Annotated in this window: 20 protein-coding genes; 9 read left to right on the top strand and 11 right to left on the bottom strand. The window is 66.3% G+C overall.

The annotated features are described in order from the left end of the window. Window positions 1-103: 103 nt before the first annotated feature. The 3 genes from DFR39_RS03990 to DFR39_RS03980 all read right to left on the bottom strand — a co-directional run bounded on the left by DFR39_RS03990 (window position 104) and on the right by DFR39_RS03980 (window position 9021). Window positions 104-2875: a TonB-dependent receptor gene (locus DFR39_RS03990; protein WP_133602220.1), complete on the bottom strand. Its 2772-nt coding sequence runs from the start codon at window positions 2873-2875 to the stop codon at window positions 104-106. An 838-nt stretch (window positions 2876-3713) separates the two neighbouring features. Continuing rightward, complete coding sequence (locus tag DFR39_RS03985; protein ID WP_133602219.1) at window positions 3714-6494, bottom strand: TonB-dependent receptor; 2781 nt, start codon at window positions 6492-6494, stop codon at window positions 3714-3716. 349 nt (window positions 6495-6843) lie between these two features. Further along, a complete protein-coding gene (locus DFR39_RS03980; RefSeq protein WP_133602218.1) occupies window positions 6844-9021 on the bottom strand; it encodes a malate synthase G in 2178 nt (725 codons plus the stop codon). A 146-nt stretch (window positions 9022-9167) separates the two neighbouring features. On the opposite strand from DFR39_RS03980, the gene DFR39_RS03975 reads away from it, so the two are divergent. Next, a complete protein-coding gene (locus DFR39_RS03975) occupies window positions 9168-10097 on the top strand; it encodes a LysR family transcriptional regulator (protein ID WP_133602217.1) in 930 nt (309 codons plus the stop codon). Window position 10098: 1 nt separating this feature from the next. Then, window positions 10099-10554, top strand: coding sequence for a DUF2214 family protein (locus DFR39_RS03970; RefSeq protein WP_133602216.1), 456 nt, complete (start codon window positions 10099-10101; stop codon window positions 10552-10554). A 59-nt stretch (window positions 10555-10613) separates the two neighbouring features. Here the strand turns inward: DFR39_RS03970 and DFR39_RS03965 are convergent, their stop codons facing one another. Further along, window positions 10614-10913 carry a PsiF family protein gene (locus tag DFR39_RS03965; protein WP_133602215.1) on the bottom strand — a complete coding sequence of 100 codons (300 nt, stop codon included), beginning with the start codon at window positions 10911-10913 and terminating at the stop codon, window positions 10614-10616. A 104-nt stretch (window positions 10914-11017) separates the two neighbouring features. Then, a complete protein-coding gene (locus tag DFR39_RS03960) occupies window positions 11018-12391 on the bottom strand; it encodes a serine/threonine-protein kinase (RefSeq protein ID WP_342776698.1) in 1374 nt (457 codons plus the stop codon). A 37-nt stretch (window positions 12392-12428) separates the two neighbouring features. Between DFR39_RS03960 and argS the strand changes: the two genes are divergently transcribed. From argS to DFR39_RS03925, 7 genes are read left to right on the top strand one after another with little or no spacing between them, the layout of a single operon-like run. Next, a complete protein-coding gene (gene argS / locus DFR39_RS03955; RefSeq protein ID WP_133602214.1) occupies window positions 12429-14138 on the top strand; it encodes an arginine--tRNA ligase in 1710 nt (569 codons plus the stop codon). A gap of 9 nt (window positions 14139-14147) precedes the next feature. Next, on the top strand, window positions 14148-14795 hold the full coding sequence (locus DFR39_RS03950; protein ID WP_133602213.1) for an SPOR domain-containing protein: 648 nt from the start codon (window positions 14148-14150) through the stop codon (window positions 14793-14795). 52 nt (window positions 14796-14847) lie between these two features. Then, window positions 14848-15516, top strand: a complete 669-nt coding sequence (locus DFR39_RS03945) for a thiol:disulfide interchange protein DsbA/DsbL (protein ID WP_133602212.1) — start codon at window positions 14848-14850, stop codon at window positions 15514-15516. A gap of 59 nt (window positions 15517-15575) precedes the next feature. Beyond that, window positions 15576-16211: a lipopolysaccharide transport periplasmic protein LptA gene (gene lptA / locus DFR39_RS03940; protein WP_162849417.1), complete on the top strand. Its 636-nt coding sequence runs from the start codon at window positions 15576-15578 to the stop codon at window positions 16209-16211. Beyond that, the gene (gene lptB / locus DFR39_RS03935; RefSeq protein WP_133602210.1) at window positions 16208-16975 is read left to right on the top strand and encodes an LPS export ABC transporter ATP-binding protein; all 768 of its coding nucleotides are present in this window, start codon (window positions 16208-16210) and stop codon (window positions 16973-16975) included. The genes lptA and lptB overlap by 4 nt, the downstream gene beginning before the upstream one ends. Before the next feature lie 15 nt (window positions 16976-16990). Then, window positions 16991-18523, top strand: a complete 1533-nt coding sequence (locus tag DFR39_RS03930; RefSeq protein WP_133602209.1) for an RNA polymerase factor sigma-54 — start codon at window positions 16991-16993, stop codon at window positions 18521-18523. 59 nt (window positions 18524-18582) lie between these two features. Then, entirely contained in the window at window positions 18583-19851 is a 1269-nt protein-coding gene (locus DFR39_RS03925) for a THUMP domain-containing class I SAM-dependent RNA methyltransferase (RefSeq protein ID WP_133602208.1), read from the top strand. A gap of 6 nt (window positions 19852-19857) precedes the next feature. Here the strand turns inward: DFR39_RS03925 and DFR39_RS03920 are convergent, their stop codons facing one another. The 6 genes from DFR39_RS03920 to DFR39_RS03895 all read right to left on the bottom strand — a co-directional run bounded on the left by DFR39_RS03920 (window position 19858) and on the right by DFR39_RS03895 (window position 25063). Further along, the gene (locus tag DFR39_RS03920) at window positions 19858-20613 is read right to left on the bottom strand and encodes a 16S rRNA (uracil(1498)-N(3))-methyltransferase (protein WP_133602207.1); all 756 of its coding nucleotides are present in this window, start codon (window positions 20611-20613) and stop codon (window positions 19858-19860) included. Window positions 20614-20709: 96 nt separating this feature from the next. After that, window positions 20710-21228 (bottom strand): hypothetical protein, encoded by a 519-nt coding sequence (locus DFR39_RS03915; protein ID WP_133602206.1) that lies wholly within the window; start codon window positions 21226-21228, stop codon window positions 20710-20712. An 81-nt stretch (window positions 21229-21309) separates the two neighbouring features. Further along, the gene (locus tag DFR39_RS03910) at window positions 21310-22983 is read right to left on the bottom strand and encodes a long-chain-fatty-acid--CoA ligase (RefSeq protein ID WP_211343784.1); all 1674 of its coding nucleotides are present in this window, start codon (window positions 22981-22983) and stop codon (window positions 21310-21312) included. Window positions 22984-23142: 159 nt separating this feature from the next. Further along, entirely contained in the window at window positions 23143-23556 is a 414-nt protein-coding gene (locus DFR39_RS03905) for a hypothetical protein (protein ID WP_133602204.1), read from the bottom strand. 56 nt (window positions 23557-23612) lie between these two features. After that, entirely contained in the window at window positions 23613-24674 is a 1062-nt protein-coding gene (locus DFR39_RS03900; RefSeq protein ID WP_133602203.1) for a vanadium-dependent haloperoxidase, read from the bottom strand. Next, window positions 24653-25063 carry an ankyrin repeat domain-containing protein gene (locus tag DFR39_RS03895; RefSeq protein ID WP_246030693.1) on the bottom strand — a complete coding sequence of 137 codons (411 nt, stop codon included), beginning with the start codon at window positions 25061-25063 and terminating at the stop codon, window positions 24653-24655. The genes DFR39_RS03900 and DFR39_RS03895 overlap by 22 nt, the downstream gene beginning before the upstream one ends. Window positions 25064-25117 lie beyond the last annotated feature (54 nt).

The raw sequence follows: 25117 nt of genomic DNA, 5'->3' as shown, positions 1-25117 counted from the left end.
CGATGGGTCTGCCGAAGGAACAGTCTGCCCGTCAAAAACGAAGAAAGGCCCCGAGGGGCCTTTCAAAATGGGCCGGACTTGCTCCGACCCGACTGCGGTCACATCAGAACTTGTAGGCCACGCGACCGTAGAAGGTGCGCAGGAACGAGTCCGTGTAACGCGGATCGTAGCCCACATGGTGGGAGCCACCGGTACGCAGCGACAGCGGGGGCGCCTGGTCGAACAGGTTCTTGATACCGAACTGGAAGTCCAGAGCCTTGTTGTGCTTGTACTGGGTCAGCCAATCGAAGGTGTAGTACTCGGGCACCTGCAGACGCATGGCGGGCGCGAGGACCGGGCGCTTGGCCGCGGCGCTTGCAGCCACATCGATCACGTCCGTACGCTCCATGTCGGAGTAGCCAGAACGGTAGTTGAAGGACAGGGTGTTCGTGAACTTGCCGCTCTGCAGGCTGGCGGAAGCGCGCAGGATGTTGCGGAAGGACACGGCATTGTTGATGCCGAACTTGCCCAGGCTGGATTCCCAGACATCGCTGGTACCCGGCCGGGTATAGCTGGATTCGATCAGGTAGGTGCCCGAGACCGTGGTCGTCAGGCGACCCAAGCCGGTGTCCACGCGACCGGTGATGTCCCAGTCAATGCCGCTGTTCTTGGCACGGCCGATGTTCACCGAAGCCAGCTTGAAGGCGTAGTAGTTCTTGCCGTCACCCGGATCGGTGAAGGTGGTGAACAGATCCTTGTAAGTGGCCGGATTGCCGAAAGCCAGGGCTTCGGAAACCGACGACACCTGGTCACGCATCTCGACGTTCCAGTAGTCCATGCCCATCGAGACCGCGTTGGTCGGCTCGAAACGCATACCCAACAGGAACTGCTTGGAACGCTCGGGCTTCAGCTCCGAATTGCCCTCGCTCAGACGCTGGTACTGGGCACGGCCCGGACGGCAGAACTCGGTGCCCGGGAAGGGGCAGGCGTAGGGGTTGCTCGTCACGCCGGACGGGGTGCGGGGACGGGCCACATCCAGCATGCTCGGTGCCTTGAAGCCGGTACCGTAAGAGGTACGGAACATCAGCTCACGGCTGGGCTGATAGCGCGCCGAAATCTTGTAGGTCGAGGCGCTCATGTCCTTGCTGGCCGTCGCACCCGTGTCCTTGTCGGTCACGCCATCGATGGTGTCGTAGCGCATGGCCGCCGTCAGCTCAAGCTGCTTGCTCACAGGCATCAGCAGTTCGGCGAAAGCACCGGCCGTCTTGCGCTCCAGATTGAACCGCGGAATGGCAGAAAAGTTGAAGAGCACGGTCGAGGTGCGGGCCGCCTCGGTGGGGATCTGGCTGAAGTGATAGTTGCGCACATCACCGCCGACGCCCAGCATGGCGTCGCCGCCAGGCAGCTTGAACACCGAGCCCGACGCACGCACATCGGCGCCGGTCAGCTCGGTCTGCTCGGTACGCACCGAGCCATTGAAGATGGTGGCGCGGATCTTCTCAAGGGTCTGAGGGGTCTGCTGACCAGCCAGCGCAAAGGGATTCAGCTCGCCACTGGAAATCAGGGCATTGGTGGGCGTGCGCAGGGAGTAGCCGTCGACATACTTCTCGTTGATGTCATTCTTCGAGTAAGTCAGACCACCCGACACGTTCCATCCGGCGATCTCCGACTCACCGCCAACCACAAAGTGGGTGGAGTCGGTCACCGTCTGGGAGGTGCGCCCGCCGAAGTCCAGGTTGCGATAGGTCGCCGTCACCGAGGAGACGTTCGCATCGGGGATGCTGCCCAGGTAGGGGCGCACGTAGGTGTTGTACTGAGCCGAACCCTTCGCGATCGGGATATTGACGGCGTTGGCCGCAATCTTGGCGGTCAGGTCATGACGCGAAAGAGACAGGTCCGTGAACAGACGCGTGTTAGGCGTCAGCATGAAATTGGCGGTGCCAAAGAAGCTGTCGCGGCTGGACTCGGGGAAGATCTCCAGCGTGGATGCAAAGTCAAAGTAGCACTGCGCATCCTTGCCTTGGGCGAGGGGGTTGGCCTGCACAAACAGCTCGTGTGCCGGAGCGCACTTACCGGTCTTCTCGTACTCGGGGTTGAATGCGGTGTACTGACCGGCGTAGATGCCACCCGTCAGGGCCACCGAGACGTTGCCCGGAATGGCGTGGGGCGCGCCACGGTTGTAGAAGTATTGCTTGCCGTTGTTCTCGAAATTGATGAACGCGCTCTTGGCGAAATCGCGATCCGTGGCCAACAGCTGACGTTGCTCATCGTGGCGATACGACAGCAGAACGTTGAAGCGATCCTTCTCCAGATCACCAAAACCCCAGGTGCCGCTGGCATTCCAGCTTTCACCACCGCCGCTGGGACGATCCATACGGAAATCCAGATCGCCGCCCTGGTAGTTGCGCTTCAGGATGAAGTTGACCACGCCGGCAATCGCGTCCGAGCCGTACAGCGCCGAGGCACCGTCGGTCACCACTTCGACGCGCTCAATCGCGCTCATGGGGATGGCGTTCAGGTTCACCGCGCTGCCGGAGCCCGAAGGAGCCACGCGACGGCCATTCAGCAGGGTCAGCGTGTACTCTTCGCCCAGGTCATGGATCGAGGCCGTCGTGCGACCGCCCGAATTGGTACCGACAGCGGTAGTCGTGACAGAGAAGCCCTGCATGGCGGGCAGCTTTTGGATCAGATCCGTCACGGTCGTCGCGCCGCTGCGAGCGATGTCAGCAGAGGTCAGGACTTGAATGGGCACAGCACCCTCAGCCGCAATGCGCTTGATGCTGGAGCCGGTGATGGTCACACGCTCAAGCGTTTCTTGAGCGAAAGAAGGCAGGGCTGCTGCTGCACCCAGGGCGATCAGCACCGCGGTGCTGACTGCTTTACGTTTGTAGTTCATTGAACACTCCGAAAAATCACTTGATTGATGGCCTCTTCGTGAGCGGCATCATCTGCATTGAGGTGCCGAGGGCCCGTCCGCCCTTCGCACGCCGGACCACACTGTTAACGAATCGTTAACCGCACCCTCTCGGGGGTTGCCCCAATTGAGGCGCCCCGCGCATCCCTAGGAAGCTCCAAACACCAGCTTTCTAGAGAAAACCCCTAGATCGACAGGACCCCAAGAAAGGCAAGAGTTGTTGTCAGACAACGCCGATGTGCGAATACGGGTTTATCACTATCCGACTCGTCAAGCTACGCCGGCGCATGGTCCCGTCTTGGCGTGTGGCCTGCGCCCCCCCAATCGGCGTGATAGACCCAAGGACCATTGATCGTGTTGAATCGCAACGCTAGGCATCCGTGGCGATCCAAGCTTCGGGATAGGTCTGACGAGCAGCGCGGGGCTTACAAGGCAACGCAGCGCACCTTCAACAACCCTTTACTCATCGATCTCCCAATGAACATTCATCTCTTGCTAGCAGGTGTGGCGGTCTTATTCACGGCGTGCGCGTCAAACTCGGATCAATCGCCGCAGCAAGCGATGAGTGCCCCGGCCCGTTGCACCAGTGAAACGCCTATTGGCTCCAGCATCCCCACGGTGCGCTGCCGCACTGCTGAGCAGATGGAGCGAGATCGCATGGAAGCCCAGAAGATGGACTCCACGCTGCGAGCCGCCACACCGCGACGCCCCGGCGAGTAAGCCTCTCGTTGCCGATCAGGCCGCACTGGCAAGGCAACAAGGCTGACCAACAAAAGAAAAGCGGGCCTCGGCCCGCTTTTCAGTTGCTGCGCTTAATCGCTCAGAACTTGTAGGACGCGTTCAGATACACCGTACGGCCGCGGGGGTCGTACTGAGTGACGTCGTAGCCGCTCTGGAACTGGTTGCTCACCGGGACAAAGATGTCAGGCACCTTGTTGAACAGGTTCTTCACGCCCAGGCCCAGGGTCAGATTCTTCACGCCGCGATAGAACACTGCGGCATCGAAGATCGAGTAGTCGCCCACATAGGTTGCGTCACCATTCAGATCGTTACCGGCGCGGTAGCGCGAGGTGTAGTTCTGGGTGAGCGCCCCCGTCCAAGCGCCTTGCGTGTAGGCCGCCGTGAGCGAGTGCTTCCAGCGCAGGATAACACCGCCATTGTTGGCACCCAGCACGGGAGCACCGTTAGCCTCCACCAGGGTACCGACCTTGCGAGACAGATTGCCACCGGCGCTGGTTTGATCAAACTTGATCATGTAGGTGCCGTTGAGCAGCACATCCAGTCGACCTGCACCCAGTTGGGTCTTGAAATTCGAGAACAGATCAACGCCCTGCACCTTGGCCTTGCCCAGGTTGGAGGTGACGGTCAGCACCTGATCGATGTCGTTGCCGGCCAGAGTCACCAGGCCCTGGTAGGCCGGATCGCCAGCGCGGAAGCGGGAAACCACTTCCTGGGCGCTGGGCGTATCGATGATGTTATCGATCTGGATGTTGAAGATGTCCAGGCCGATCGAGAAGTCACGCGTCGGGTTGAACACCACACCGATGGTGTGGGCCTTGGACTCCTCGGGCTTCAGCTTGGGGTTGCCGCCAGTCACGCCCTTGACCTGCAGATCGGTCTGGCCGGTCGCCGGATCATCGAACTGCTCGGTAGTGCCGATGACTTGAGGCTGCCACAGCTCGGGCAGGGACGGCGCGCGGAAGCCGGTGTTGTAGGACGCCCGGACCAGCACCTGTGGCACGGGACGGTAGGTCGCACCCAGCTTGTAGGTGTTGGCGGTACCGAAGTCGTTGTAACGGTCGGTACGCACGGACGCCGTCGCCTCCAGATTCTTCAGCACCGGGGCCACCACTTCGCCGAATGCGGCGCGGATGGTGCGGCTCTTGTCGATCGCGAAGGCTGCGCCGCCCGCACCAGCGATGTCGCCGCTGCCCGGAATGGGCGCGGGAGTGCGCTGCAGGCTGTCCTTGCGCGACTGCAGGCCAGCCGCGTACTGCACGGCACCGGCGGGCAGTGCGAACAACTCACCCGACAGGCGGGCATCCATACCCTGGTTCTTGGACACGGCGTCCAGCGAGGGGCCCACGTAGGCGGCTGCCTTGAGCTTGTCGGCCAGGGCGCCGGTCTGCACGCCGCCGGCAATCCACGGGTTCCAGTTGTTGGCCGGGTCATTGATGATGCGGTTGTAGTCCGTCACCGAGAAAACGCCGCCCGTCCACTTGCCTTCGAGCTGGCTCTTGTTGGTGAAGAAGCCGACCTCGTAGTCCTGGTTGGCGATCACGCCCTTGGAACCCAGGACCAGACGGCTTTGCTTGGCGGTGTCGGTGGTCTGGCGGCCGCCGTAGTCAAACACCCGCGCCGTGATGGCCAGCGGCTGGCCCACCAAAGCGGTGTAGCCGTACTTGGTAAGGTAGTCCGCTGCGATCTTGTAGTTGGGGTTGCTGGGGTAAATGATCAGGGAAGGATCAACCTTCTCCTTCTCCAGCCGCGCATTCGAACCTGCCGCGAAGCCGCGGCGCAGCGGCGGCGTCTGGTAGGTCATCTGCACTTCGCTTTGCGCAAAGAGCAGATCGGCGAACAGTTCGTGGTTGTCATTGATCCGGAAACCGAAGTTGCCGGTCAGCGCAGCCAGTTCACGCTTGGGCGTCAGCCCCACGAAGGAACCCGTATCGAACGCGCAGAAAGGTGCGCCGACATTCAAGGTCGGGGAGATCTTGTTGGTGCGGGTCGGGTTCAGCGCCATATTGATGTCGCCGCACTTGCCCTGATCGGCCAGCGGGTTGCCGTAGCCGGTGCCGGGCGATGTGCCGAAATTGGGCTGGCGATCATTGGGGTACTGCCCCGGGAACACCGCACCCTCGATATTGCCCTGACCGGTCGCGCCCGAAGAGTAGTAGGGCAGCACCGTGGCGGTCTTAGAGAAGTCACGGTCCTTGCCGAACAGGGCGGTTTCCTTCTCGAAGGTCCCCGAAACAACGGCGCGGAAAGGCGAGTTCTCGCCGAAGCCGGCCGTGATGCTGGCGCGCTGGGTCTTGCCGCCGCCCGAGGTGGTCGGGGCGCTGGTGTAGGCGGCCAGCTCGACACCGCTCATGGACTTGGTCAGGATGAAGTTGACCACGCCGGCCATGGCGTCCGAACCGTAAACGCTGGAGGCGCCGTCCTTGAGGATTTCAACGCGCTCGATGGCCGCCAGAGGAATGGTCGCCACGTTGACAGCGGAGCTGCCATCGGCAAAGGAGGCCATGCGACGGCCATTGACCAGCACCAGCGTGCGGGCGTCGCTCAGACCGCGCAGGGAGATGGTGGAGTTGCCATAGGTCGAGGAGCCGGCGCCCTCGGCGGCAGACGTGCCACCTGCGGAGGACATGGACGAAATCGTCTGCAGCAGCCCTTCCACACTGGTGACACCCGTGCGAGCGATGTCCTGCTTGGTCATCACTTGCACCGGCAGGGCCGAATCGGCCTCAATGCGACGAATGGCCGAGCCGGTGATCTCGATGCGCTCCAGCTTCTCCTGAGCCAGAGCCGGAGCACTGGTCAGCGAAAAACCACCACTCAAGACAAGCAGCGCGGCGGCGCTGACTTTCGTTTTCTTAAACATGCAGACTCCTGAAAGTTGAGGGTTTTGACCCTTGTGAGCGCGCGGGCGCTTTGTGGGCGACACGGGCGAACTGAAAAATTTGCCACCCTGATTCTCCGAATCCGTTCTTGGGCAGCGAGGGCGTGATTCCCCTAGCCCGCCAGGCGGAAGTGCGACTTGAGCACCGCAGCAAGCATTTCGGAGTGCATAAATACTTCTTTCACATCAATCACTTAGCACCAGAAAACTCATTGCGCCACTGCACACTCATCTGTTGCGGGCGAGCCTGAATGCGATGTCTTTGCGCCGCGATTTCCGCAACTTCGTAGCTCTGCCGCAACAGTCCCCCCCCACCGCGCCTTGATCAATCTCAGCCCTGCTTCACCTTCAGCCGCCACGCATGCAGCAGCGGCTCCGTGTAGCCGCTGGGCTGGACCTTGCCCTTGAAGACCAGGTCCAGTGCGGCCTGGAAGGCGGCACCCTGGGGGTTTTGCGACAGGCTCTTGTAAGCCGGGTCGCCGGCGTTTTGCTGGTCCACCACGGCGGCCATGCGGGCGAAGGTCTCGCGCACCTGGGCTTCGGTCACGATGCCGTGCTCCAGCCAGTTGGCGATGTGCTGGCTGGAGATGCGCAGGGTGGCGCGGTCTTCCATCAGGCCCACGCCGTTGATGTCGGGCACCTTGGAGCAGCCCACGCCCTGGTCGATCCAGCGCACCACATAGCCCAGGATGCCCTGGACGTTGTTGTCCAGCTCCTGCTGGCGCTCCTGCGCGCTCCAGCTGGGCTTGGCGGCCACGGGCACGCTCAGCAGCTTGTGGAGGATGTCCTCGCGTTCGGCGTCCAGGTCAATCTTCTCCAGCTCCTGCTGCACCGCGGCCACATGGACCTGGTGGTAATGCAGGGCATGCAGGGTGGCGGCCGTGGGGCTGGGCACCCAGGCGGTGTTGGCGCCGGCCTTGGGGTGGCCAATCTTCTGCTCCAGCATGGCGGCCATCAGATCGGGCATGGCCCACATGCCCTTGCCGATCTGGGCACGGCCGCGCAGGCCGCACTGCAGGCCCACCAGCACATTGCTGCGCTCATAGGCCTGGATCCAGGCGCTGCTCTTCATATCGCCCTTGCGCAGCATGGGGCCGGCCAGCATGGCGGTGTGCATCTCGTCGCCGGTGCGGTCCAGGAAGCCGGTGTTGATGAAGGCCACGCGGCTGGCCGCGGCGGCGATGCAGGCCTTGAGGTTGACGCTGGTGCGGCGCTCCTCGTCCATGATGCCCAGCTTGACCGTGCTGTCCGGCAGGCCCAAGAGCTGCTCCACGCGCCCGAAGAGCTCGGCCGCGAAGGCCACCTCGGCCGGGCCATGCATCTTGGGCTTCACGATGTAGATGGAGCCGGTGCGCGAATTCCCGCGGCGCTTCAGGTCATGCAGGGCGATGGTCGTGGTGATGACCGCATCCATGATGCCCTCGGGAATCTCGCGGCCGCCCTGCAGCAGGATGGCGGGATTGCTCATCAAGTGGCCGACATTGCGCACGAACATCAGCGAACGGCCATGCAGGCTGAGCTCGCCACCGGCGGGCCGCTGGTAGACGCGGTCGGCGTTCAGGCGCCGGGTGAAGGTCTTGCCGCCCTTGCTGACTTCCTCGGTCAGGGTGCCCAGCTGGATGCCCAGCCAGTTGCTGTAGGCCAGCAGCTTGTCCTCGGCATCCACGGCCGCCACCGAATCCTCTAGGTCCAGGATGGTGGACAGGGCGGCTTCCAGCACCACATCGGCCACGCCGGCGGCGTCGCTGCGGCCAATGGGCGTGCTGCGGTCGATCTGGATATCCAGATGCAAGCCGTTGTGCACCAGCAGCACCGAGCGCGGCGCCGCGGCCTCGCCCTGGTAGCCCACGAACTGGGCCGGATCAAGCAGGCCCGTGCTGGCACCGCCAGCCAGGCTCACCTGCAGGCGGCCATCCTGCACGGTATAGGCCGTGGCGTCCTTGTGCGAGGCGCCGCCGGCCAGGGGCGCTGCCTGGTCCAGCACCTGGCGGGCAAAGGCGATGACCTTGGCGCCGCGCACCGGGTTGTAGGCGCCGGCGCGTTCCGCGCCGTCGGTCTCGGGAATGGCATCGGTGCCGTAGAGCGCGTCATAGAGCGAGCCCCAGCGCGCATTGGCCGCATTCAGCGCGTAGCGGGCGTTCAGGATGGGCACCACCAACTGCGGGCCGGCCTGCAGGGCCAGCTCGGCATCCACATTCGCGGTCGTGGCCTTCACCTGGGCCGGGACGGGCACCAGATAGCCGATCTGCTCCAGGAAAGCGCGGTAGGCCGGCATGTCGGCAATGGGGCCCGGATGGGCGCGGTGCCAGGCATCCAGCTCGCTTTGCAGGCGATCGCGCTCGGCCAGCAGGGCCGCGTTCTTGGGCGCCAGATCGTGGGCAATGGCATCAAAACCGGCCCAGAAGGCGGCGCTGCTCACGCCGGTGCCCGGCAGCACCTGCTCCTCGATGAAGCGGTAGAGCGCGGAATCGACCTGCAGGCGATGGGCGGGGGTGCGGGAAGCGGTCATGGCGGAACTCCTGACTGAGCTGATGAAGAGAAAAGACATTGCGATGCAATTTATGCGAGGCGGCAGGCCGGATTCATCGCGTCCAACGCATGTAATGATGCTCAAAAACGCAAAAATAAGCGCGACGGCCATGCACAATCACGGGCATGGACCGCTTGAAGCAGATCGAATCCTTTGTGCTGGTCGCCACCAAGGGCAGCCTCACGGCGGCCGCCCAGACCGAGGGCGTGGCCCCCGCCGTGATGGGACGGCGCATAGATGCCCTGGAAGAGCGCCTGGGCGTGAAGCTGCTGGTGCGCACCACGCGGCGCATCACCCTCACCCACGAGGGCAGCAGCTTTCTGGAGGACTGCCAGCGCCTGCTGGTGGAGTTTGCCGATGCCGAGGCCGGCGTGAGCGCCGGGGGCATCAAGGCCAGCGGACACCTGCGCATCACGGCGCCGGCGGGCTTCGGACGCCGCCATGTGGCGCCCCTGGTGCCCGAGTTTCTGGCCCGGCATCAGGAGCTGAGCCTCTCGCTCAATCTCTCGGACCGGGTGGTGGACATCGTCAACGAGGGTTTCGACTGCGCGGTGCGCGTGGGGGATCTGGCGGATTCCAGCCTGGTGAGCATGCGCCTGGCGGACAACCGGCGCCTGTGCGTGGCCACACCGGCCTATCTCAAGCGCGCCGGCGTGCCCCAGCACCCCAGCGAGCTGGCGCGGCATCAGACGCTGAGCCTGTCCTCGGAGGCCAGCCAGGCCCGGGGCTGGGCCTTCTGGGTCGACGGCCAGCTCTATCACTGGCGCCCGCAGGGCCGGCTGGACTGCAGCGATGGCCAGGTCCTGCATCAATGGTGCCTGGCCGGCCTGGGCCTGGCCTGGCGCAGCCTCTGGGAGGTCGAAGCCGATATCAAGGCCGGGCGCCTGCAGTCGGTGCTGGATGCCTTCGCCGCCCCACCCAATGGCATCTACGCCCTGGTGCCCCAGCGCAAGCATCTGCCCTTGCGGGTCCGGCTGTGGATAGACTTTCTCAAACAGCATTACGGCAGCCCGGCCTACTGGCAGCAGGCCGCCGCCGCCGCCAACGGACCCTGACATGACCCTGGAAGCCCTGCTCGCCGGCCTGCACCTCGTGGCCATCCTCAGCCTGGTGGTCTTTCTCAGCAGCGAGGCGGCGCTCTGCCGTGTCGAGTGGATGAATGCCGCCGTGGTGCGGCGGCTGGCGCGGCTGGATGCCATCTACGGCATCACGGCCGTGGCCGTGCTGCTCACGGGCCTGGCCCGCGCCTACTGGGGCATGAAGGGCGGCAGCTGGTACTGGAGCCAGCCCCTGCTGCACGCCAAGCTGGGCCTGTTCGTGGTGATCGGCCTGCTCTCCATCCAGCCCACCCTGCGCTTTCGGCGCTGGCTGCGCACGCTGGAGGCCGACGGCACCCTGCCCGCCGAGGCGGAGATCCGCAGCACCCGCGCTCGCATCATGCTGCAGGCTCATCTGCTGATCCTGATCCCCATCGCCGCGGTGATGCTGGCGCGCGGTGTGGGCACCCGCTGAGAACGGCGCCCCATGCAAAACGGCCCCGCGAGCGGGGCCGTTTCGTTGCTGGCCGGAGCTCAGCTCTTGTTGCTGAGGCATTCCTTCATGAAGGCCTTGCGCTCATCGCCGGTCTTGCCCTTGGCGTCGGCATTGCAGGTCTTCATCTTTTCCTGCTGGGGCGTGCTGGCGGCTGCGGCGGGCTTGGCGGAGAGGCATTCCTTCATGAAGGCCTTGCGCTCATCGCCCTTCTTCTCGCCCGCGTCCTTGTTGCAGGCCGCCATCTTGGCCTGCTGGGGCGTGGGCGCTTTCTTCTCCTCGGCCTGCGCACCGGTCGCAGCGGCAAAAGCCAGGGTCAGCAGCGCGATATGAAGCTTCATGGTGAGGTTCCTTCCTGATGAGTGTGGGCACCATGCAGCACGGTGCCGCATGAATTCCAACACAGCAACGCCCAGGGCTCAAGCCGGTTGACCCGGGCGAACGATCACATGATGCGCCGGGGATGCGCCAAGGCCTCGTGGGCGGCATGCAGGCGCCGCACCAGCACCTGGATGAAGGCCCGGTCGAAGCGGTGCTGGCACTCGGGGCTGAGCTGGCCCAGGGACTCGGGCGTGAAGGAGATGGTGGTGCAGACCTCGCTCACCTTGATGTCGGTGCTGTGGCGACGCAGGGCGGGATTGGGCGCCAGATAGGCCATCTCACCCACCGAGGTGCCCTTGCCCAGGGTCACCACCAAGGTGCCGTCGCGGAAGACCTGCACCTCGCCCTGGGCAATGATGTGGAAGCTATTGCCCTCCTGGCCCTTTTTGTAGAGCGCATGGTCCACGGGGTAGCGGCGCCAGCGCGCGCGATGCACCACCTCCCACAGCTCCACATCGCCAAAGTCATGGAAGAACTCCAGCTCGCGCAGCAGATTGAAACGCTCGGAGTCCTTGACCTCGTAAAGCCGGGCCAGGGGGACCAGCTGGCGCGCCACCAGCTCGGACAGGGCGCGGCCGAAGTCCTCCCAGTTCTGATAGCGCTCGCCCGGATGCTTGGCCAGGGCCTTGAGCACCACGGCATCCAGCTCCGGCGTCACGCCACCCCGCTGCCCGATCAGGGATGCCGGCGCCTGGTGGTAGATCTGGTGCATCAGCGCCATCTGGGTGGGCGCATCAAAGGGCGGCCGGCCGGCTATCAGGTGGTAGAGCACGGCGCCCAGGGAGTAGATGTCGGCGCGGCAGTCCACATCCCCGCCTTCGATCTGCTCGGGCGGCATATAGGACAGGGAGCCCACGCGATGCACCTGGGTGGCGTCGGAGCGCAGATTCAGGGCACTGCCGAAATCGCTGACCTTCACATCGGTGAGCTGGCCCTGCGCATCCAGCACCGCCAGCAGATTGGCCGGCTTCACATCGCGGTGGATCAGGCCCTGCCGGTAGACATAGGACAGGGCCATGGCGCACTTGAAGCCCAGCTCCACGATCTGATCGAGGGGCAGGAGGCGGTCGCTGCGGCAGAAGCTCTTGAGCGTGACCCCCTGCACATACTCCATGACCAGGTAGGGCGCGTCCGGGTCGGGCACGGCGTCCAGGATTTGCACCACGTTTGGATGCTGGAGCCGCCCCGCCAGCGAGGCCTCGGCGGCGAAAAAGCGGTGGCTGATCTGCCCCTCGGAGCCGCCATGCTCGCTCAGGGCCCAGGCCCGCACGCGCTTGACCGCCACCTCCAGCCCCTGGAAGTCGTCGCGCGCCAGGAAGACATCGCTGGTCGCGCCCTCGCCCAGGCGGCGTACCACGCGGTACTTGCCGATGTAGGCGGGCAGGTCTCCCCCGCCGGGGCCGCTTGTGCTCAGCGTGCTGCTGCTGTCCATGACCATGGGCGCCATCATATGCGCCGCCCGTAGAATTCGAACCATGATTCAAGCCAAGCAGGATTTGCTCGCCGCCCTGGGCGAGGCCATCCAAGAACTCAGCCCCGGCGCCGCGCTGGCGCCCGCCTTCGAGTCGCCCAAGCAGGCCAGCCATGGCGACTACGCCATCACGGTGGCCATGCAGCTGGCCCGCCCGCTGAAGAAGAACCCGCGCGAGCTGGCCGAAGCCCTGGTGGCGGCCCTGCAGCGCCGCCCCGCCTTCCAGACCTGGGTCGAGGCCCTGGAGATCGCCGGCCCCGGCTTCATCAATCTGCGCCTCAAGCCCGCCGCCAAGCAGGCCGTGGTGGCCGAGGTGCTGAGCGCGGGCCCCGCCTTCGGCGACCAGCCGGCCAATGGCCGCCATGTGATGGTGGAGTTCGTCTCGGCCAACCCGACCGGCCCCCTGCATGTGGGCCATGCCCGCCAGGCAGCGCTGGGCGACGCGATCTGCAGCCTGTTCCAGACCCAGGGCGCCCAGGTCACGCGCGAGTTCTATTACAACGACGCCGGCGTGCAGATCGCCACGTTGGCCAACTCCACGCAGATGCGTCTGAAGGGCGTCAAGCCCGGCGACGCCGACTGGCCCGAGGCCGCCTACAACGGCGACTACATCCAGGACATCGCCGACGCCTTCCTGCGCAAGGAGACCGTCAAGGCCGATGACCGAGAGTTCACCGCCAGCGGCGACGTCGAGGATCTGGAGGGCATCCGCCAGTTCGCCGTGGCCTATCTGCGCCACGAGCAAGACCTGGACCTGCAGGCCTTCGGCCTCAAGTTCGACAACTACTTCCTCGAGAGCAGCGTCTACGCCGGTGGCCAGCTGGAGAAGGCGGTCGAGCGCATCGTGGCCAGCGGCAAGACCTATGAGGATGGCGGCGCGCTGTGGTTCAAGTCCACCGACTACGGGGACGACAAGGACCGCGTGATGCGCAAGTCCGACGGCGGCTACACCTACTTCGTGCCGGACGTGGCCTATCACGTCAACAAGTTCGAGCGCGGCTACACCAAGTGCATCAACATCCAGGGCACCGACCACCACGGCACCATTGCCCGCGTGCGCGGCGGCCTGCAGGCGCAGAACCTGGGCATCCCGCAGGGTTTCCCGGACTATGTGCTGCACAAGATGGTCACGGTGATGAAGGGCGGCGAGGAGGTCAAGATCTCCAAGCGCGCCGGCAGCTATGTGACCCTGCGCGATCTGATCGACTGGACCAGCCGTGACGCGGTGCGCTTCTTCCTGATCAGCCGCAAGGCCGACACCGAATTCACCTTCGATGTGGACCTGGCCCTGAAGCAGAACGACGAGAACCCGGTGTTCTATGTGCAGTATGCGCACGCCCGCATCAGCTCCATCATCCGCAACTGGGGCGGGGACGAGGCCACGCTGACCGCCGCCGATCTGTCCCTGCTGAGCGCGCCCACCGAGGCCGCGCTGATGCTCAAGCTGGCCGACTACCCGCGCGTGCTCAGCGCCGCGGCCGAAGGCCTGGCCCCGCACGACATCGCCTTCTACCTGCGTGACCTGGCCGCGGCATTCCACAGCTACTATGCAGCCGAGCGCGTGCTGGATCAGGCACCCGCACTGACCCAGGCGCGTATCGCGCTGCTGGCGGCCACCCGCCAGGTGCTGCGCAATGCGCTGGGCGTGCTGGGCGTGAGCGCGCCGGAGGCGATGTCGCGTGACATCGCCACGCAAGACCAACCTTCCGCTTGAGGAGCGTGCATGTCTAAGGCCCAGGCCAGCCAGCGGGGCGGCTTTGTCCTCGGTTTGATCGTCGGCCTGTTGCTGGGTCTGGGCCTGGCCCTGGGCGTGGCGCTCTACGTCACCAAGGTACCCATTCCCTTTGTGAACAAGGTGCCCCAGCGCACCGCCGAGCAGGACGCCGAGGAAGCCGCCCGCAACCGCAACTGGGATCCCAATGCGGCCTTGGGCGGTCGGGCCAGCGCCAAGGCCGCCAGCGGCGTGGTGGGCGGCGCCAGCCCCGAGCCGGTGCCCGCGGCCACCGCACAAGCACCGGCTGCGGCCTCGGCACCTGCTGCCAAGCCGGCCTCTGCGCCAAGCGCCAACGTGCCGGCCGCCAAGCCGGCCGCCAGCGCCCCTGCGCCCACAGGCACGGCCGCAGCAGGCGGCGACCCCTATGTCTACTTCGTCCAAGCGGGCGCCTACACCCGCAGCGAAGACGCCGAGGGACAGCGTGCCAAGCTGGCCATGCAAGGCTTCAGCGCCAAGATTTACGAGCGCGAGCAATCCGGCCGTACCGTCTATCGCGTGCGTCTGGGGCCGTTGGACAGCCGCGATGAGGCCGAGGGCCTGCAGCGCAAGCTCGAATCCGGCGGCATGGAAGCCAATCTGGTGCGCGTGCAACGCTAAGGCGAAGGCCTTAGGATGCAGCCGCAGTTTTCAACGCGCAGAGGAATTCGGAATGAAGCGTCGTGAGTTTTCGGCCCAGCTGGGCCTCGGTACCCTGGCCCTGAGCCTGCCCGGCCTGAGCCTGGCACAGGGCGGTCCGGTCGAGGGCCGCCACTACCAGCGCCTGGCCCAGCCCCTGCCGGGCACGCCGGGCAAGATCGAGGTGGTGGAGTTCTTCTGGTACGGCTGCCCGCACTGCAACACCTTCGAGCCGGCCCTGGCCGACTGGGCGGCCAAGCTGCCCGCCGATGTAAGCTTCCGCCATGTGCATGTGGCCTTCAACGCCCGTGTGCGCCAGCACCAGCGCCTGTTCTACGCCCTGGAGGCCCTGGGCAAGGAGAAGGAAGCCCGCGCCCGCGTGTTCGCGGCCCTGCACCTGGAAGGCAAGCCCCTGGACAGCGTCAAGGCCATGGCCGAGCTGGTGGCGCCCTTCGGCATCGAGGCCGCCAAGTTCGAGCAGGCCTACAACTCCTTCGGTGTGCAGACCAAGTGCCAGCAGGCCGAGAAGCTCAGCGAGGCCTACCGCATCGACGGCGTGCCCGCCATCGGCATCGGTGGCCGCTTCCTGACCTCGCCCGCCATGGCCACGGGTGGCCAGCGCATGAGCGAGCTGGAGTCGGGCCAGCGTGCCCTGCAGACGACCAATTTCCTGATCGAACGCCTGCGTAGCGGCAAGGCCTGACCCCGGGGATCGCACACTCCCCCGCCGGGGCTAGAATGGTCTGCAAGAAACATGCCTTTATGACCTTGTCGCCATTCTCGCCCCCCTTGCTCCGCCGCCATCTCCTGCTGCCCGCGCTGGCCCTGCTGCTCAGCGTCGGGGCGGCGATGGCCGAACGGGCCGATCGCGACAAGCCCATCAATATCGACTACGACCGCGGCGGCGTCGATCTGGTCAAGCAGCGCACCGAGTTCAGCGGCAATGTGGTCTTGACCAAGGGCAGCATGCAGCTGCGCGCCGAACATATGGACGTGCGCGAGACCGCCGATGGCTACAAGCAGGCCTATGCCAACGGCGCCACGGGCAAGCCGGTACGCTTCCGCCAGGCGCGCGACGTGCCCGGCGAGTTCATCGAAGGCTGGGCCGACCAGGTCGAGTACGACACCCGCTCCGACACCATGCGCTTCATCGGCAATGCGGTGCTGCGCCGTCTGCGCGGCAGCACCGTGGCCGACGAGGTGGCAGGGGCGATCATCCATTACGACAACCGCTCCGAGGTCTTCAGCATCGAGGGCGGTCAGGCCTCGCCACATCCCGCCGGTCGCGGCCGTGTGGTGATGATGCCGCGCGCGGCCTCGGCGCCCGGCCCGACCGCTTCCGAGCCGGCCCTCCCCCTGCAGCCCAGCCTCAATCTGCGCCCGCGCCAGCCCTCATGAGTTCCGTCGAAGCCCAGGCAGCGCCCAGCCGACTGGAGGCCGAGGGCCTGCAGAAGACCTATGGCGTGCGCAAGGTGGTGAAAAACGTCCACCTTGATGTGCATAGCGGCGAGGTCGTGGGCCTGCTGGGCCCCAATGGCGCGGGCAAGACCACCAGCTTCTATATGATCGTGGGTCTGGTGCGCGCCGATGCCGGCGAGATCCGCATCGACGGTCAGCCGGTGCAGCGCCTGCCCATCCACCAGCGCTCGCGTCTGGGCCTGTCCTACCTGCCGCAGGAGGCCTCCATCTTCCGCAAGCTCAGCGTGGAGGAAAACATCCGCGCCGTGCTGGAGCTGCAGCTGGACGAACGCGGCCGCCCCTGGCCCAAGACCCGCATCGATGAGGCGCTCAACAGCCTGCTGGCCGAGCTCTCCATCGAGAAGCTGCGCGACAGCCCCGCGCCGGCCCTGTCCGGCGGTGAGCGCCGTCGCGTGGAGATCGCGCGCGCCCTGGCCACCCAGCCGCGCTTCATCCTGCTGGACGAGCCCTTCGCCGGCGTGGATCCCATCGCCGTGCTGGAGATCCAGCGCATCATCCGTTTCCTCAAGCAGCGTGGCATCGGCGTGCTGATCACCGACCACAATGTGCGCGAGACCCTGGGCATCTGCGACCGCGCCTACATCATCAGCGAGGGCACGGTGCTGGCCGAAGGCACACCGCAGGAAATCGTTGAGAACGCCGACGTGCGCAAGGTCTATCTGGGCGAACACTTCCGGATGTAAGGGACGGCGAGCCGCATGAAGCCCTCCCTGCAGGTTCGCCTCAGCCAGCATCTGGCGCTCACGCCCCAGCTGCAGCAATCCATACGCCTGCTGCAGCTCTCGACCCTGGAGCTGAACCAGGAGGTCGAGCAGATGCTGGCCAGCAATCCCCTGCTCGAAACCGAGGAGGAGTTCGGCCACAGCAGCGCCATGGAAGTGAGCGCCCCCGAGCTGAACCCCAGCCGCAGCCAGGAGGCGGAGGCCGCCGCGTCGGAAAGCGGCGGCGGCGAGGCCGAAGCCCCGGCCGAGGAAATGCGCGCGGAAGACTTCGGCACCACCGAGCGCGAAGACTGGGAGAACGGCACCGAGGGCGACGACTTCGACGGCATTCGCGAGCTGCCCGGCAGCAGTGCCGGCAGCGGCAGCGCGGGCGATGAGGATGGCGAGCGCCCCGAACAGGAGGCGTCCGGCATCAGCCTGCAGGAGCATCTCTACCAGCAGATGGCCGGCATGATGCTGGGCCCCGAGGATAGGGCCGCGCTGCAGGTGCTGATCGAGTCGCTCAACGAGGACGGCTACCTGGAAGACAGCCTGGACGAGATCGCCCAGTCCCTGGCCGGCGAAGATGCCGCGGCCGAGGACCTGGAAGAGCTGCAGGACCGCCTGCGCTGTGCCCTCAAATGGCTGCAGAGCATGGAGCCCGCCGGCGTGGGCGCACGCGATCTGGCCGAATGCCTGGTGCTGCAGCTGCGTACCAAGCCGCGCAGCACCGCCCAGGCGGTGGCCATCCTGATCTGCAAGCAGCATCTGGAGCTGCTGGCCAAACGCGATGCACGGCGCCTGATGTCGCTCACCGGGGCCGACGAGCCCCTGCTGCGCGAGGCCCAGGCCCTGATCACGGGCCTGGAACCCAAGCCCGGCCGCCCCTTTGCGCGCAGCCAGGCCCAGGCCGTGGTGCCGGACGTGATCGTGCAGAAGGTGGGGCGCGAGTTTCGCGTCATGCTCAACCCCGAGGTGGCGCCCAAGCTGCGCATCAACGAGCTCTATGCCCAGGCCCTGCGAGCCCAGCGCGGCGGCGTGAGCAACACGCCCCTGGGTGCCCAGCTGCAGGAGGCGCGCTGGTTCATCAAGAACATCCAGCAGCGCTTCGACACCATACTGCGCGTGTCGCAGGCCATCGTGGAGCGGCAAAAAGGCTTCTTCACCCACGGCGAGCTGGCCATGAAGCCCCTGGTGCTCCGAGAAATAGCCGACGAGCTGGGCCTGCACGAGTCCACCATCTCGCGCGTGACCAATGCCAAATACATGGCCACGCGCTTCGGCACCTTCGAGCTCAAGTACTTCTTCGGCTCGGGCCTGTCCACCGAGGCCGGCGGCAATGCCTCCAGCACCGCGGTGCGCGCACTGATCAAGCAGTTCGTGGCCGCCGAAGACCCGGCCAAACCGCTCTCGGACAATGCCCTGGCCAGCATGCTGGAGGAGCAGGGCATCCAGGTGGCGCGCCGCACCGTGGCCAAGTACCGCGAGGCGCTCAAGATCGCGCCGGCCAATCTGCGCAAGAGCCTCTGAAACCGCAGCCGGCGCGCGTCGGGGACAATAGCGGCTTTCCCGCTGTCCCCCTCCCGCCCATGGCCCGCCCCGAAACCCTGTATCTCTTTGCCTCCTGCCCCGCCGGTGTCGAGCCCTGGCTGGAGGCCGAGATCAAGTCCATCCTGCCGCGCGCCGGCGTGGAGGCGCTGCGTGGCGGGGTCTCGGTGCACAGCGATGCCGAGGGCGTGATGAAGCTCAATCTCGAAAGCCGCCTGGCCCAGCGCGTGCTGGTTGAGGTGATCGAGGGCGGCTACCGCCACGAGGACGATCTCTACGCCCTGGCCCGCCGCGTAGACTGGGAGCGCTGGATCACGCCCCAGCACACCCTGCGCGTGGACACCACGGCCCATCGCTCGCCGCTCAAGAGCCTGAACTTCGCCACCCTGCGCATCAAGGACGCCATCTGCGACCAGCTGCGTGAGTCCCAGGGCGAGCGCCCCAGCGTGGACACCCGCGCCCCTGACCTGCCCGTGGTGCTGCACCTGGGCGCCGAGCGCGCGGCCCTGTATATCGACACCTCGGGCGAGCCCCTGTTCAAGCGCGGCTGGCGCGAGGACAAGGGCGACGCCCCGCTCAAGGAAACCCTGGCCGCCGCCATGCTGGCCGCCGCCGGCTGGAAGGGCACGCCCGAGACCGGCGGCGCCCTGCAGGACCCCTGCTGCGGCTCCGGCACCATCGCGGTGGAAGCCGCGCAGATCGCCTGCGGCATCGCGCCCGGGCTCTCGCGCCGCTTTGCCTTCGAGCGCCAACTGCCCTTCCAGCCCCTGCGAGAGCGCTGGGCCCAGATCAAGCAGGAGGCGCGGGCCCGCATCCACGCCCCGGCCGTGCCCATCTACGCCAGCGACGTGGCCTTCCGCATGGTGGACTTCGCGCGCCGCAATGCCGAGCGGGCCGGCGTGGCCCAGTACATCCAGTTCAACGGTGGTGACGCCCTGGAGCGCCCCGCGCCCAAACTGCCCGAGGGCATGCCCGGCAGCATCCTGATGAACCCGCCCTATGGCGAGCGCATCGAGGTGCGCGGCAAGGCTGCGGCGGTGCGCGATGCCGGCGGCTCCGAGGCGCGCGACGGCGGGGACGACTTCTTCCCGCGCCTGGCCGCGCACTGGAAGCGCGCCTACACCCAGCACAACGCCGGCTGGACCGCCTGGCTGCTGTGCCCGGACATGAAGCTGCCGAGCAAGATGCGGCTCAAGGAATCGCGCCGCATCCCGATGTGGAACGGCCCCATCGAATGCCGCATGTTCCGCTTCGACCTGGTCGCCGGCTCCGCGCGCAAGCAGCGCGGCGAGGACGCCACGGAGCGCTGAACCCGCTCAGGGCTGCGCGCTCAGCTCCTGCAGCGACAGCCAGCCCAGCACCGCCAGCGGTGCGGTATCGGCGCGCAGGATGCGCGGCCCCAGCAGCAGGGCCTCGAAGCCCTGGGCGCGGGCCGCGGCCTCCTCGGCCGGACTCAGGCCGCCCTCGGGCCCGCTGAGCACCAGGACATCGCCCCCCGCCACGCCGGCACGCTCCGCAATCGGGCGCGCGGCCGTCGGGCTGAGCAGCCAGCGGCGCTGCGGCGGCTGTGCCTCTTGCGGGCCCAGGCCCTGCAGCCAGGCGCCCAGGCTCTGCACCGGCGCAATCTCGGGCAGCACGCAGCGCCCGCTCTGCTCACAGGCCGCAATGGCCACGCCGCGCCAATGCGCCACCTTCTTCTCGGCGCGTTCGCCGGCCAGGCGCAGCACCGAGCGCTCGCTCATCAGGGGCTGGATGCGCGCGACACCCAGCTCGGTGGCCTTCTCGACCAGGCCGTCCATGCGGTCATTAGCGGGCATGACCACGGCCAGGGTCACGGCCTGGGCCAGCTCGCGCGCGGGGCGCTCGCTGCCCAGCAGACGCACCTGGACCTCGCTGCGCCCGCGCATGGCCAGCACCTCGGCCTGCCACTGCAGCCCCGAGCCATCGAACAGCAGCAAAGGGCTGCCCGGCTGCAGGCGCAGCACCTGCACATGGCGGGCGGCGGCGGCGGGCAGGGTGAATTCGGGGCTCGCGCTGGCGAGCGGCTCATCGACGAAAAGGCGCGCAGGCATGGACAAGATGCGGTCAGGACGGTGGGGTCCGCGCCCGGGCCTGGCGGCCACGAGGCGCGATAGCTGCGCATTGTGCGCCCTGCCGGCGCCCCTGGCTCAGTCCAGCCAGGCGACCATCCCTTCCCGCAGTTCCTGGGCAGCGGCAGGCCCCTTGGCCTGCTGCACACGCACGAGCAGGTCGGCGGCCAGCTTGCGCAAGGCCGGCAAGTCCTGGCACTGCTCCAGCTCCAGGGTGAACACATAGCCCTTCATCAAGCCCAGCTGGCGCGGGGCCTGGGCGGTGAGGTAGGCATAGAGCTCGCTGTAGAGCCGGGCCACATCCGCCCCGGCGGGAGGGTTGGGCGCCTCGGCCTTGGGAGCGGGAAGCTCGGCGGCGGGCTCGGGCGCGCGCGCGGTGGCCCGCACGCCGCCGGCCTGGGCGGCGACCAGGCCCTTCTCGAGCAGCAGGGCAAGGTCCTGCTCGCCCACGCCCTGCACCAGGGCCAGCCACTGGCGGGCCGGCTTGCTGGCATCCATCACCAGCAGCAGATTGCGCGCGCTGCGCGATAGCGGGAGGCTGCGCGACTTGATTTCTTCGCGTCCCGCCTCGGTCTTGGAATAGTTCTGATCCAGCATGCCTGTGTCTCCTCCGGGTGGCTGCCGGCTGGAATCTAGCGCGCGCGGTCTCCGCTGGGGCGAGCGCGCGGCGCCAGAGTCTTATTTTTTGTCGCGGAGTTCACGCCGCAGGATCTTGCCTACGGGCGTCTTGGGCAGCTCGGTGCGGAACTCGACGATCTTGGGGCGCTTGTAGCCGGTCAGATTGGCCTCGCAGAAGGCCCGCACCTGGTCCTCGTCGATCGCCGGATCCTTCTTGACGATGACCAGCTTGACCGCTTCGCCCGCCTTGGCATCGGGCACACCCACGGCCGCGGCTTCCAGCACGCCGGGCATCTGGGTGATCACGTCCTCGACCTCGTTGGGGTACACATTGAAGCCGCTGACCAGGATCATGTCCTTCTTGCGGTCCACGATGCGGAAGAAGCCGCGCTCGTCCACCATGCCGATGTCACCGGTGCGGAAGTAGCCGTCGGCCGTCATGACCTTGGCGGTCTCGTCCGGACGCTGCCAGTAGCCGGCCATGACCTGGGGCCCACGGATGGCGATCTCGCCGGTGCCGCCAATGCCCACTTCCTTGCCCTCGTCGTCCAGCAGGCAGAGCTCGGTGCTGGGCATGGGCAGGCCGATGGAGCCGGTGTAGGCCGTGCTGTCGGTGGGGTTGCAGCTGGCCACGGGCGAGGTCTCGGAGAGGCCATAGCCTTCCACGATGGGGCAGCCGGTCTTCTCCAGCCAGAGCTTGGCCGTGGCCTGCTGCACCGCCATGCCGCCGCCCACCGAGATCACCAGGCCGCTCCAGTCCACCGTGCTGAACTGCGGATGGTTGGCCATGGCCAGGAACAGGGTGTTGACCGCCGGCAGGCTGTGGAAGCGGTGCTTGGACAGCTCCTTGAACACCGCGGGCAGATCACGCGGATTGGGGATCAGGATATTGCAGCCGCCCACATGCATGGACAGCATCATGTTCGTGGTGAAGCCGAAGATGTGATACAGCGGCAGGGCGCAGACGCTCATCAGCTGCTCGCCCTGGGGCACCTTCTTGAGGGCCGGCTGGTACCAGGCCTCGGCCTGCAGGGTGTTGGCCACCAGATTGCGGTGCAGCAGCACGGCGCCCTTGGACACACCGGTGGTGCCGCCGGTGTACTGCAGCACGGCCACATCGCCCGGGCCCACCTTGGGCGCGGTGTAGCTCAGGCCGCGGCCCCGGGCCACGGCCTCGTTGAAGCGCACGGCGCCGGGCAGCTCGAAGGCCGGCACCAGCTTCTTCACCTTGCGCACCACATAGTTGACGATCAGGCCCTTGGGGAAGCCCAGCATCTCGCCCATAGAGGCCAGCAGCACATGCTTGACCGGGGTGTTGGCGATGCACTGCTGCAGGGTGGCGGCAAAGTTCTCCAGGATGACGATGGCCTTGGCGCCGGCGTCCTTGAGCTGGTGCTCAAGCTCGCGCGGGGTGTAGAGCGGGTTGACGTTCACCACCACCAGGCCGGCGCGCAGCACGGCGGCCACGGCCACCGGGTACTGCATCACATTGGGCATCATGATGGCTACGCGGTCACCGCGCTCCAGGCCCAGGCTCTGGAAATAGGCGGCCAGGGCACGGGAGGCTTCATCGATTTGCGCAAACGTGATGGAGCGGCCCAGCATCTTGTAGGCGGGCTGCTGCGGGTACTTCTTGAACGCCCCCTCCATCAGGGCCACCAACGAGGGGTACAACTCCGCGTTGATGTCCGCCGGCACGCCAGCGGGGTAGTTCTTCAGCCAGATCTTCTCCATCAATAGGTCTCCATTTGCGGCCCGGATTCTCCCTGATGCTGGTAAACACCAGCATCAGGGGATTCGATAGCGGTGCGTAGAGAGGGCTCTCGGGTGCGCGGGGCACCAGGATGGGGACTGGTCTGGTGGCTGTGGCGAAAAACCCTCAATCCGGGCGTCTCATACCCCCACGCTGGCGCAGCGCAGCGGACCGTCAGCCTGGTAGACCGACAACTGCGCCGGCATCGCGGGCAGCAGCTGCTGCAGCGCCGCGCGCACCAGTTCAATGTCTGGGCAGACAAACCCGCCCAGCGCCACCAACTGCCCGCTCGCACGGCAGCGTCGTTCCCGGCCGCACTCATCGATGAAGGACAGATCGATCCAAGGTGCGGGATTGAGCTGCTCATACGGCCCCATATACCGCCCGCTCAGTTGGACCGGCTCCAACGCTATGCCATGGGCAAGGGCCTGGCCATGGCGCGGCCCCGCCTCAAGGTAGAAGCTGACTGCGGCCCAGGGCGTGCTCAAGGCGAGCCATGCCGGGAATTCGAACACCAGGATCCATATCAGGCGATGACCGACCAGCCATTTCAAGAATTCGGCTTTGGTCTTCCTGGTGGTGCTCGTCGTGCAGTACCCTGAGGTGGGGCTTACGGCGACGCGCCCCAGGCCGGCGAGGCGAGAACCTTGTCGGCGACCTGGCGGCCGAGCTTCAGCCCATCTTCGTTGTCGTGGCGGAAATGGATGCCCGCGAGCAGGCGCGACAGCGCTGCCTCCTCGGCCATGGCATCGAGCGCCGCCGCTCGTGCCGGGATGGTCCGTCCCAGGATGCGCGCCGCAGCGCCGCTGAACGCGGCATGGCCGGAAACATACGAGGGAAAGGGCGGCGTGAGCAGCGCAGGTTTGAGCGGCTGTCCGGTCAAAGGGGCTGCCACCGTGACCGGCCGCGCCGTCCAGTAGTGGTATTTGCAATCCCAGACCGCCAGAAAAGTGTCGGCCAAGGCCACGTTGAGCTGAGCAAACAGCCGCGCCGTCGCGGCCGCACCCAAGCCGACCCGTTTGACCTCTTCCAGAGCGATCTGGTTCCAGTGCCCGGGCGGCGTCACGGAGCCATGCCCATCCACCCAGAACTTCGCAATCTCAAGCTGGGCGGGTGACAAGCTACGCGCGACCTCCTGGACCTCTTTCAGATCCTGCAGATAGCGCGGCGAGCCATAGGCCGGTGGTACCGGGCGAAACTCGGCATTGGATGAGAGCATCCAGGGCGTCCAGCCAGGCGCAAACGGCTCATCGGGGGGGTAGTAAAAGTAGGGCGGCGTCGGTTCCCAGGCGCCAGGGCCGTAGTAGCGCTGCTCCCCGTAATACTGGAGCCGCAAGCCATTCCAGCCACGCTGGGCGCCGTCCTGCTCGGCATATTGCACCACGGTGCGTCCGACTTGATAACCGAGCAGCATGGCTTGCCGGTCGGCATCGTTGAGTTCGCCCAGGGCCTGACCCGACAACTTTGCGGCGATTGCGAAGCCGAGCCGGTCAAAAGCCCGTTCTTCGGCCGCAAACAGATAGCCCAAGACCTGGGCCGCCGCCATCGAAAGCGCCAGCCGGCTGTCCTGCCCGCGCGCCAAGGCCAGTGCCTGAGCGTCATGCATGGCCACATGCATCAACGCGAGTCCACGTGCCCCTCGGGTCGGCATCATCTTGTGCTTGACGAACATGTCAAGCTGGATGCGAGTCCAGGCGAGTGTCGGCGGCTCTGCCCGCCATGAACAGCGTTGATGAGCGGCGTCAGCCCGCGCCAGTCCTGCGCATTGACCTCGGCCTGATGACTCAAGAGCAGATCGACCATCTGCAGCTGACCCAGGGCAGCGGCGCTGTGCAGGGCCGTGGTCTTGCGCAGAGGTTCTCGCGCCGACGGTGCGAGACCGGTCGCCAAAAGGGATCCGACCGTGCGGACTTCACCCTGCGCCGCGTACTGCACCAGGCTCATCGCAGCAATGGGCACCTCCGCCCGCGCCAGCCGAGCCCGGGCTTGTTCCGCAGCGCTTTGCGCATGGGCCGCACCGGCAAACCAGGCTGCGAGCAGCACTGTCGTCAACCTCTTCATCAAGGACGCACTCCCGATTCTTTGCGCAAGTTGTTGTGAAACTGAGCCAAACCG

The organism is Roseateles asaccharophilus (assembly GCF_004362405.1).
In the GTDB taxonomy this organism is placed as follows: Bacteria; Pseudomonadota; Gammaproteobacteria; order Burkholderiales; family Burkholderiaceae_C; genus Kinneretia; species Kinneretia asaccharophila.
The sequence above is the reverse complement of the archived record's forward strand: the minus strand, read 5'-3'. Positions and strand labels throughout refer to the sequence as shown.

Excerpts from the sequence above, each read along its gene's own strand:
- DFR39_RS03990 (WP_133602220.1), bottom strand. The coding sequence starts at position 2,875 with ATGAACTACAAACGTAAAGCAGTCAGCACCGCGGTGCTGATCGCCCTG.
- DFR39_RS03985 (WP_133602219.1), bottom strand. The coding sequence starts at position 6,494 with ATGTTTAAGAAAACGAAAGTCAGCGCCGCCGCGCTGCTTGTCTTGAGT.
- DFR39_RS03980 (WP_133602218.1), bottom strand. The coding sequence starts at position 9,021 with ATGACCGCTTCCCGCACCCCCGCCCATCGCCTGCAGGTCGATTCCGCG.
- DFR39_RS03975 (WP_133602217.1), top strand. The coding sequence starts at position 9,168 with ATGGACCGCTTGAAGCAGATCGAATCCTTTGTGCTGGTCGCCACCAAG.
- DFR39_RS03970 (WP_133602216.1), top strand. The coding sequence starts at position 10,099 with ATGACCCTGGAAGCCCTGCTCGCCGGCCTGCACCTCGTGGCCATCCTC.
- DFR39_RS03965 (WP_133602215.1), bottom strand. The coding sequence starts at position 10,913 with ATGAAGCTTCATATCGCGCTGCTGACCCTGGCTTTTGCCGCTGCGACC.
- DFR39_RS03960 (WP_342776698.1), bottom strand. The coding sequence starts at position 12,391 with ATGGTCATGGACAGCAGCAGCACGCTGAGCACAAGCGGCCCCGGCGGG.
- argS (WP_133602214.1), top strand. The coding sequence starts at position 12,429 with ATGATTCAAGCCAAGCAGGATTTGCTCGCCGCCCTGGGCGAGGCCATC.
- DFR39_RS03950 (WP_133602213.1), top strand. The coding sequence starts at position 14,148 with ATGTCTAAGGCCCAGGCCAGCCAGCGGGGCGGCTTTGTCCTCGGTTTG.
- DFR39_RS03945 (WP_133602212.1), top strand. The coding sequence starts at position 14,848 with ATGAAGCGTCGTGAGTTTTCGGCCCAGCTGGGCCTCGGTACCCTGGCC.
- lptA (WP_162849417.1), top strand. The coding sequence starts at position 15,576 with ATGACCTTGTCGCCATTCTCGCCCCCCTTGCTCCGCCGCCATCTCCTG.
- lptB (WP_133602210.1), top strand. The coding sequence starts at position 16,208 with ATGAGTTCCGTCGAAGCCCAGGCAGCGCCCAGCCGACTGGAGGCCGAG.
- DFR39_RS03930 (WP_133602209.1), top strand. The coding sequence starts at position 16,991 with ATGAAGCCCTCCCTGCAGGTTCGCCTCAGCCAGCATCTGGCGCTCACG.
- DFR39_RS03925 (WP_133602208.1), top strand. The coding sequence starts at position 18,583 with ATGGCCCGCCCCGAAACCCTGTATCTCTTTGCCTCCTGCCCCGCCGGT.
- DFR39_RS03920 (WP_133602207.1), bottom strand. The coding sequence starts at position 20,613 with ATGCCTGCGCGCCTTTTCGTCGATGAGCCGCTCGCCAGCGCGAGCCCC.
- DFR39_RS03915 (WP_133602206.1), bottom strand. The coding sequence starts at position 21,228 with ATGCTGGATCAGAACTATTCCAAGACCGAGGCGGGACGCGAAGAAATC.
- DFR39_RS03910 (WP_211343784.1), bottom strand. The coding sequence starts at position 22,983 with ATGGAGAAGATCTGGCTGAAGAACTACCCCGCTGGCGTGCCGGCGGAC.
- DFR39_RS03900 (WP_133602203.1), bottom strand. The coding sequence starts at position 24,674 with ATGTTCGTCAAGCACAAGATGATGCCGACCCGAGGGGCACGTGGACTC.
- DFR39_RS03895 (WP_246030693.1), bottom strand. The coding sequence starts at position 25,063 with ATGAAGAGGTTGACGACAGTGCTGCTCGCAGCCTGGTTTGCCGGTGCG.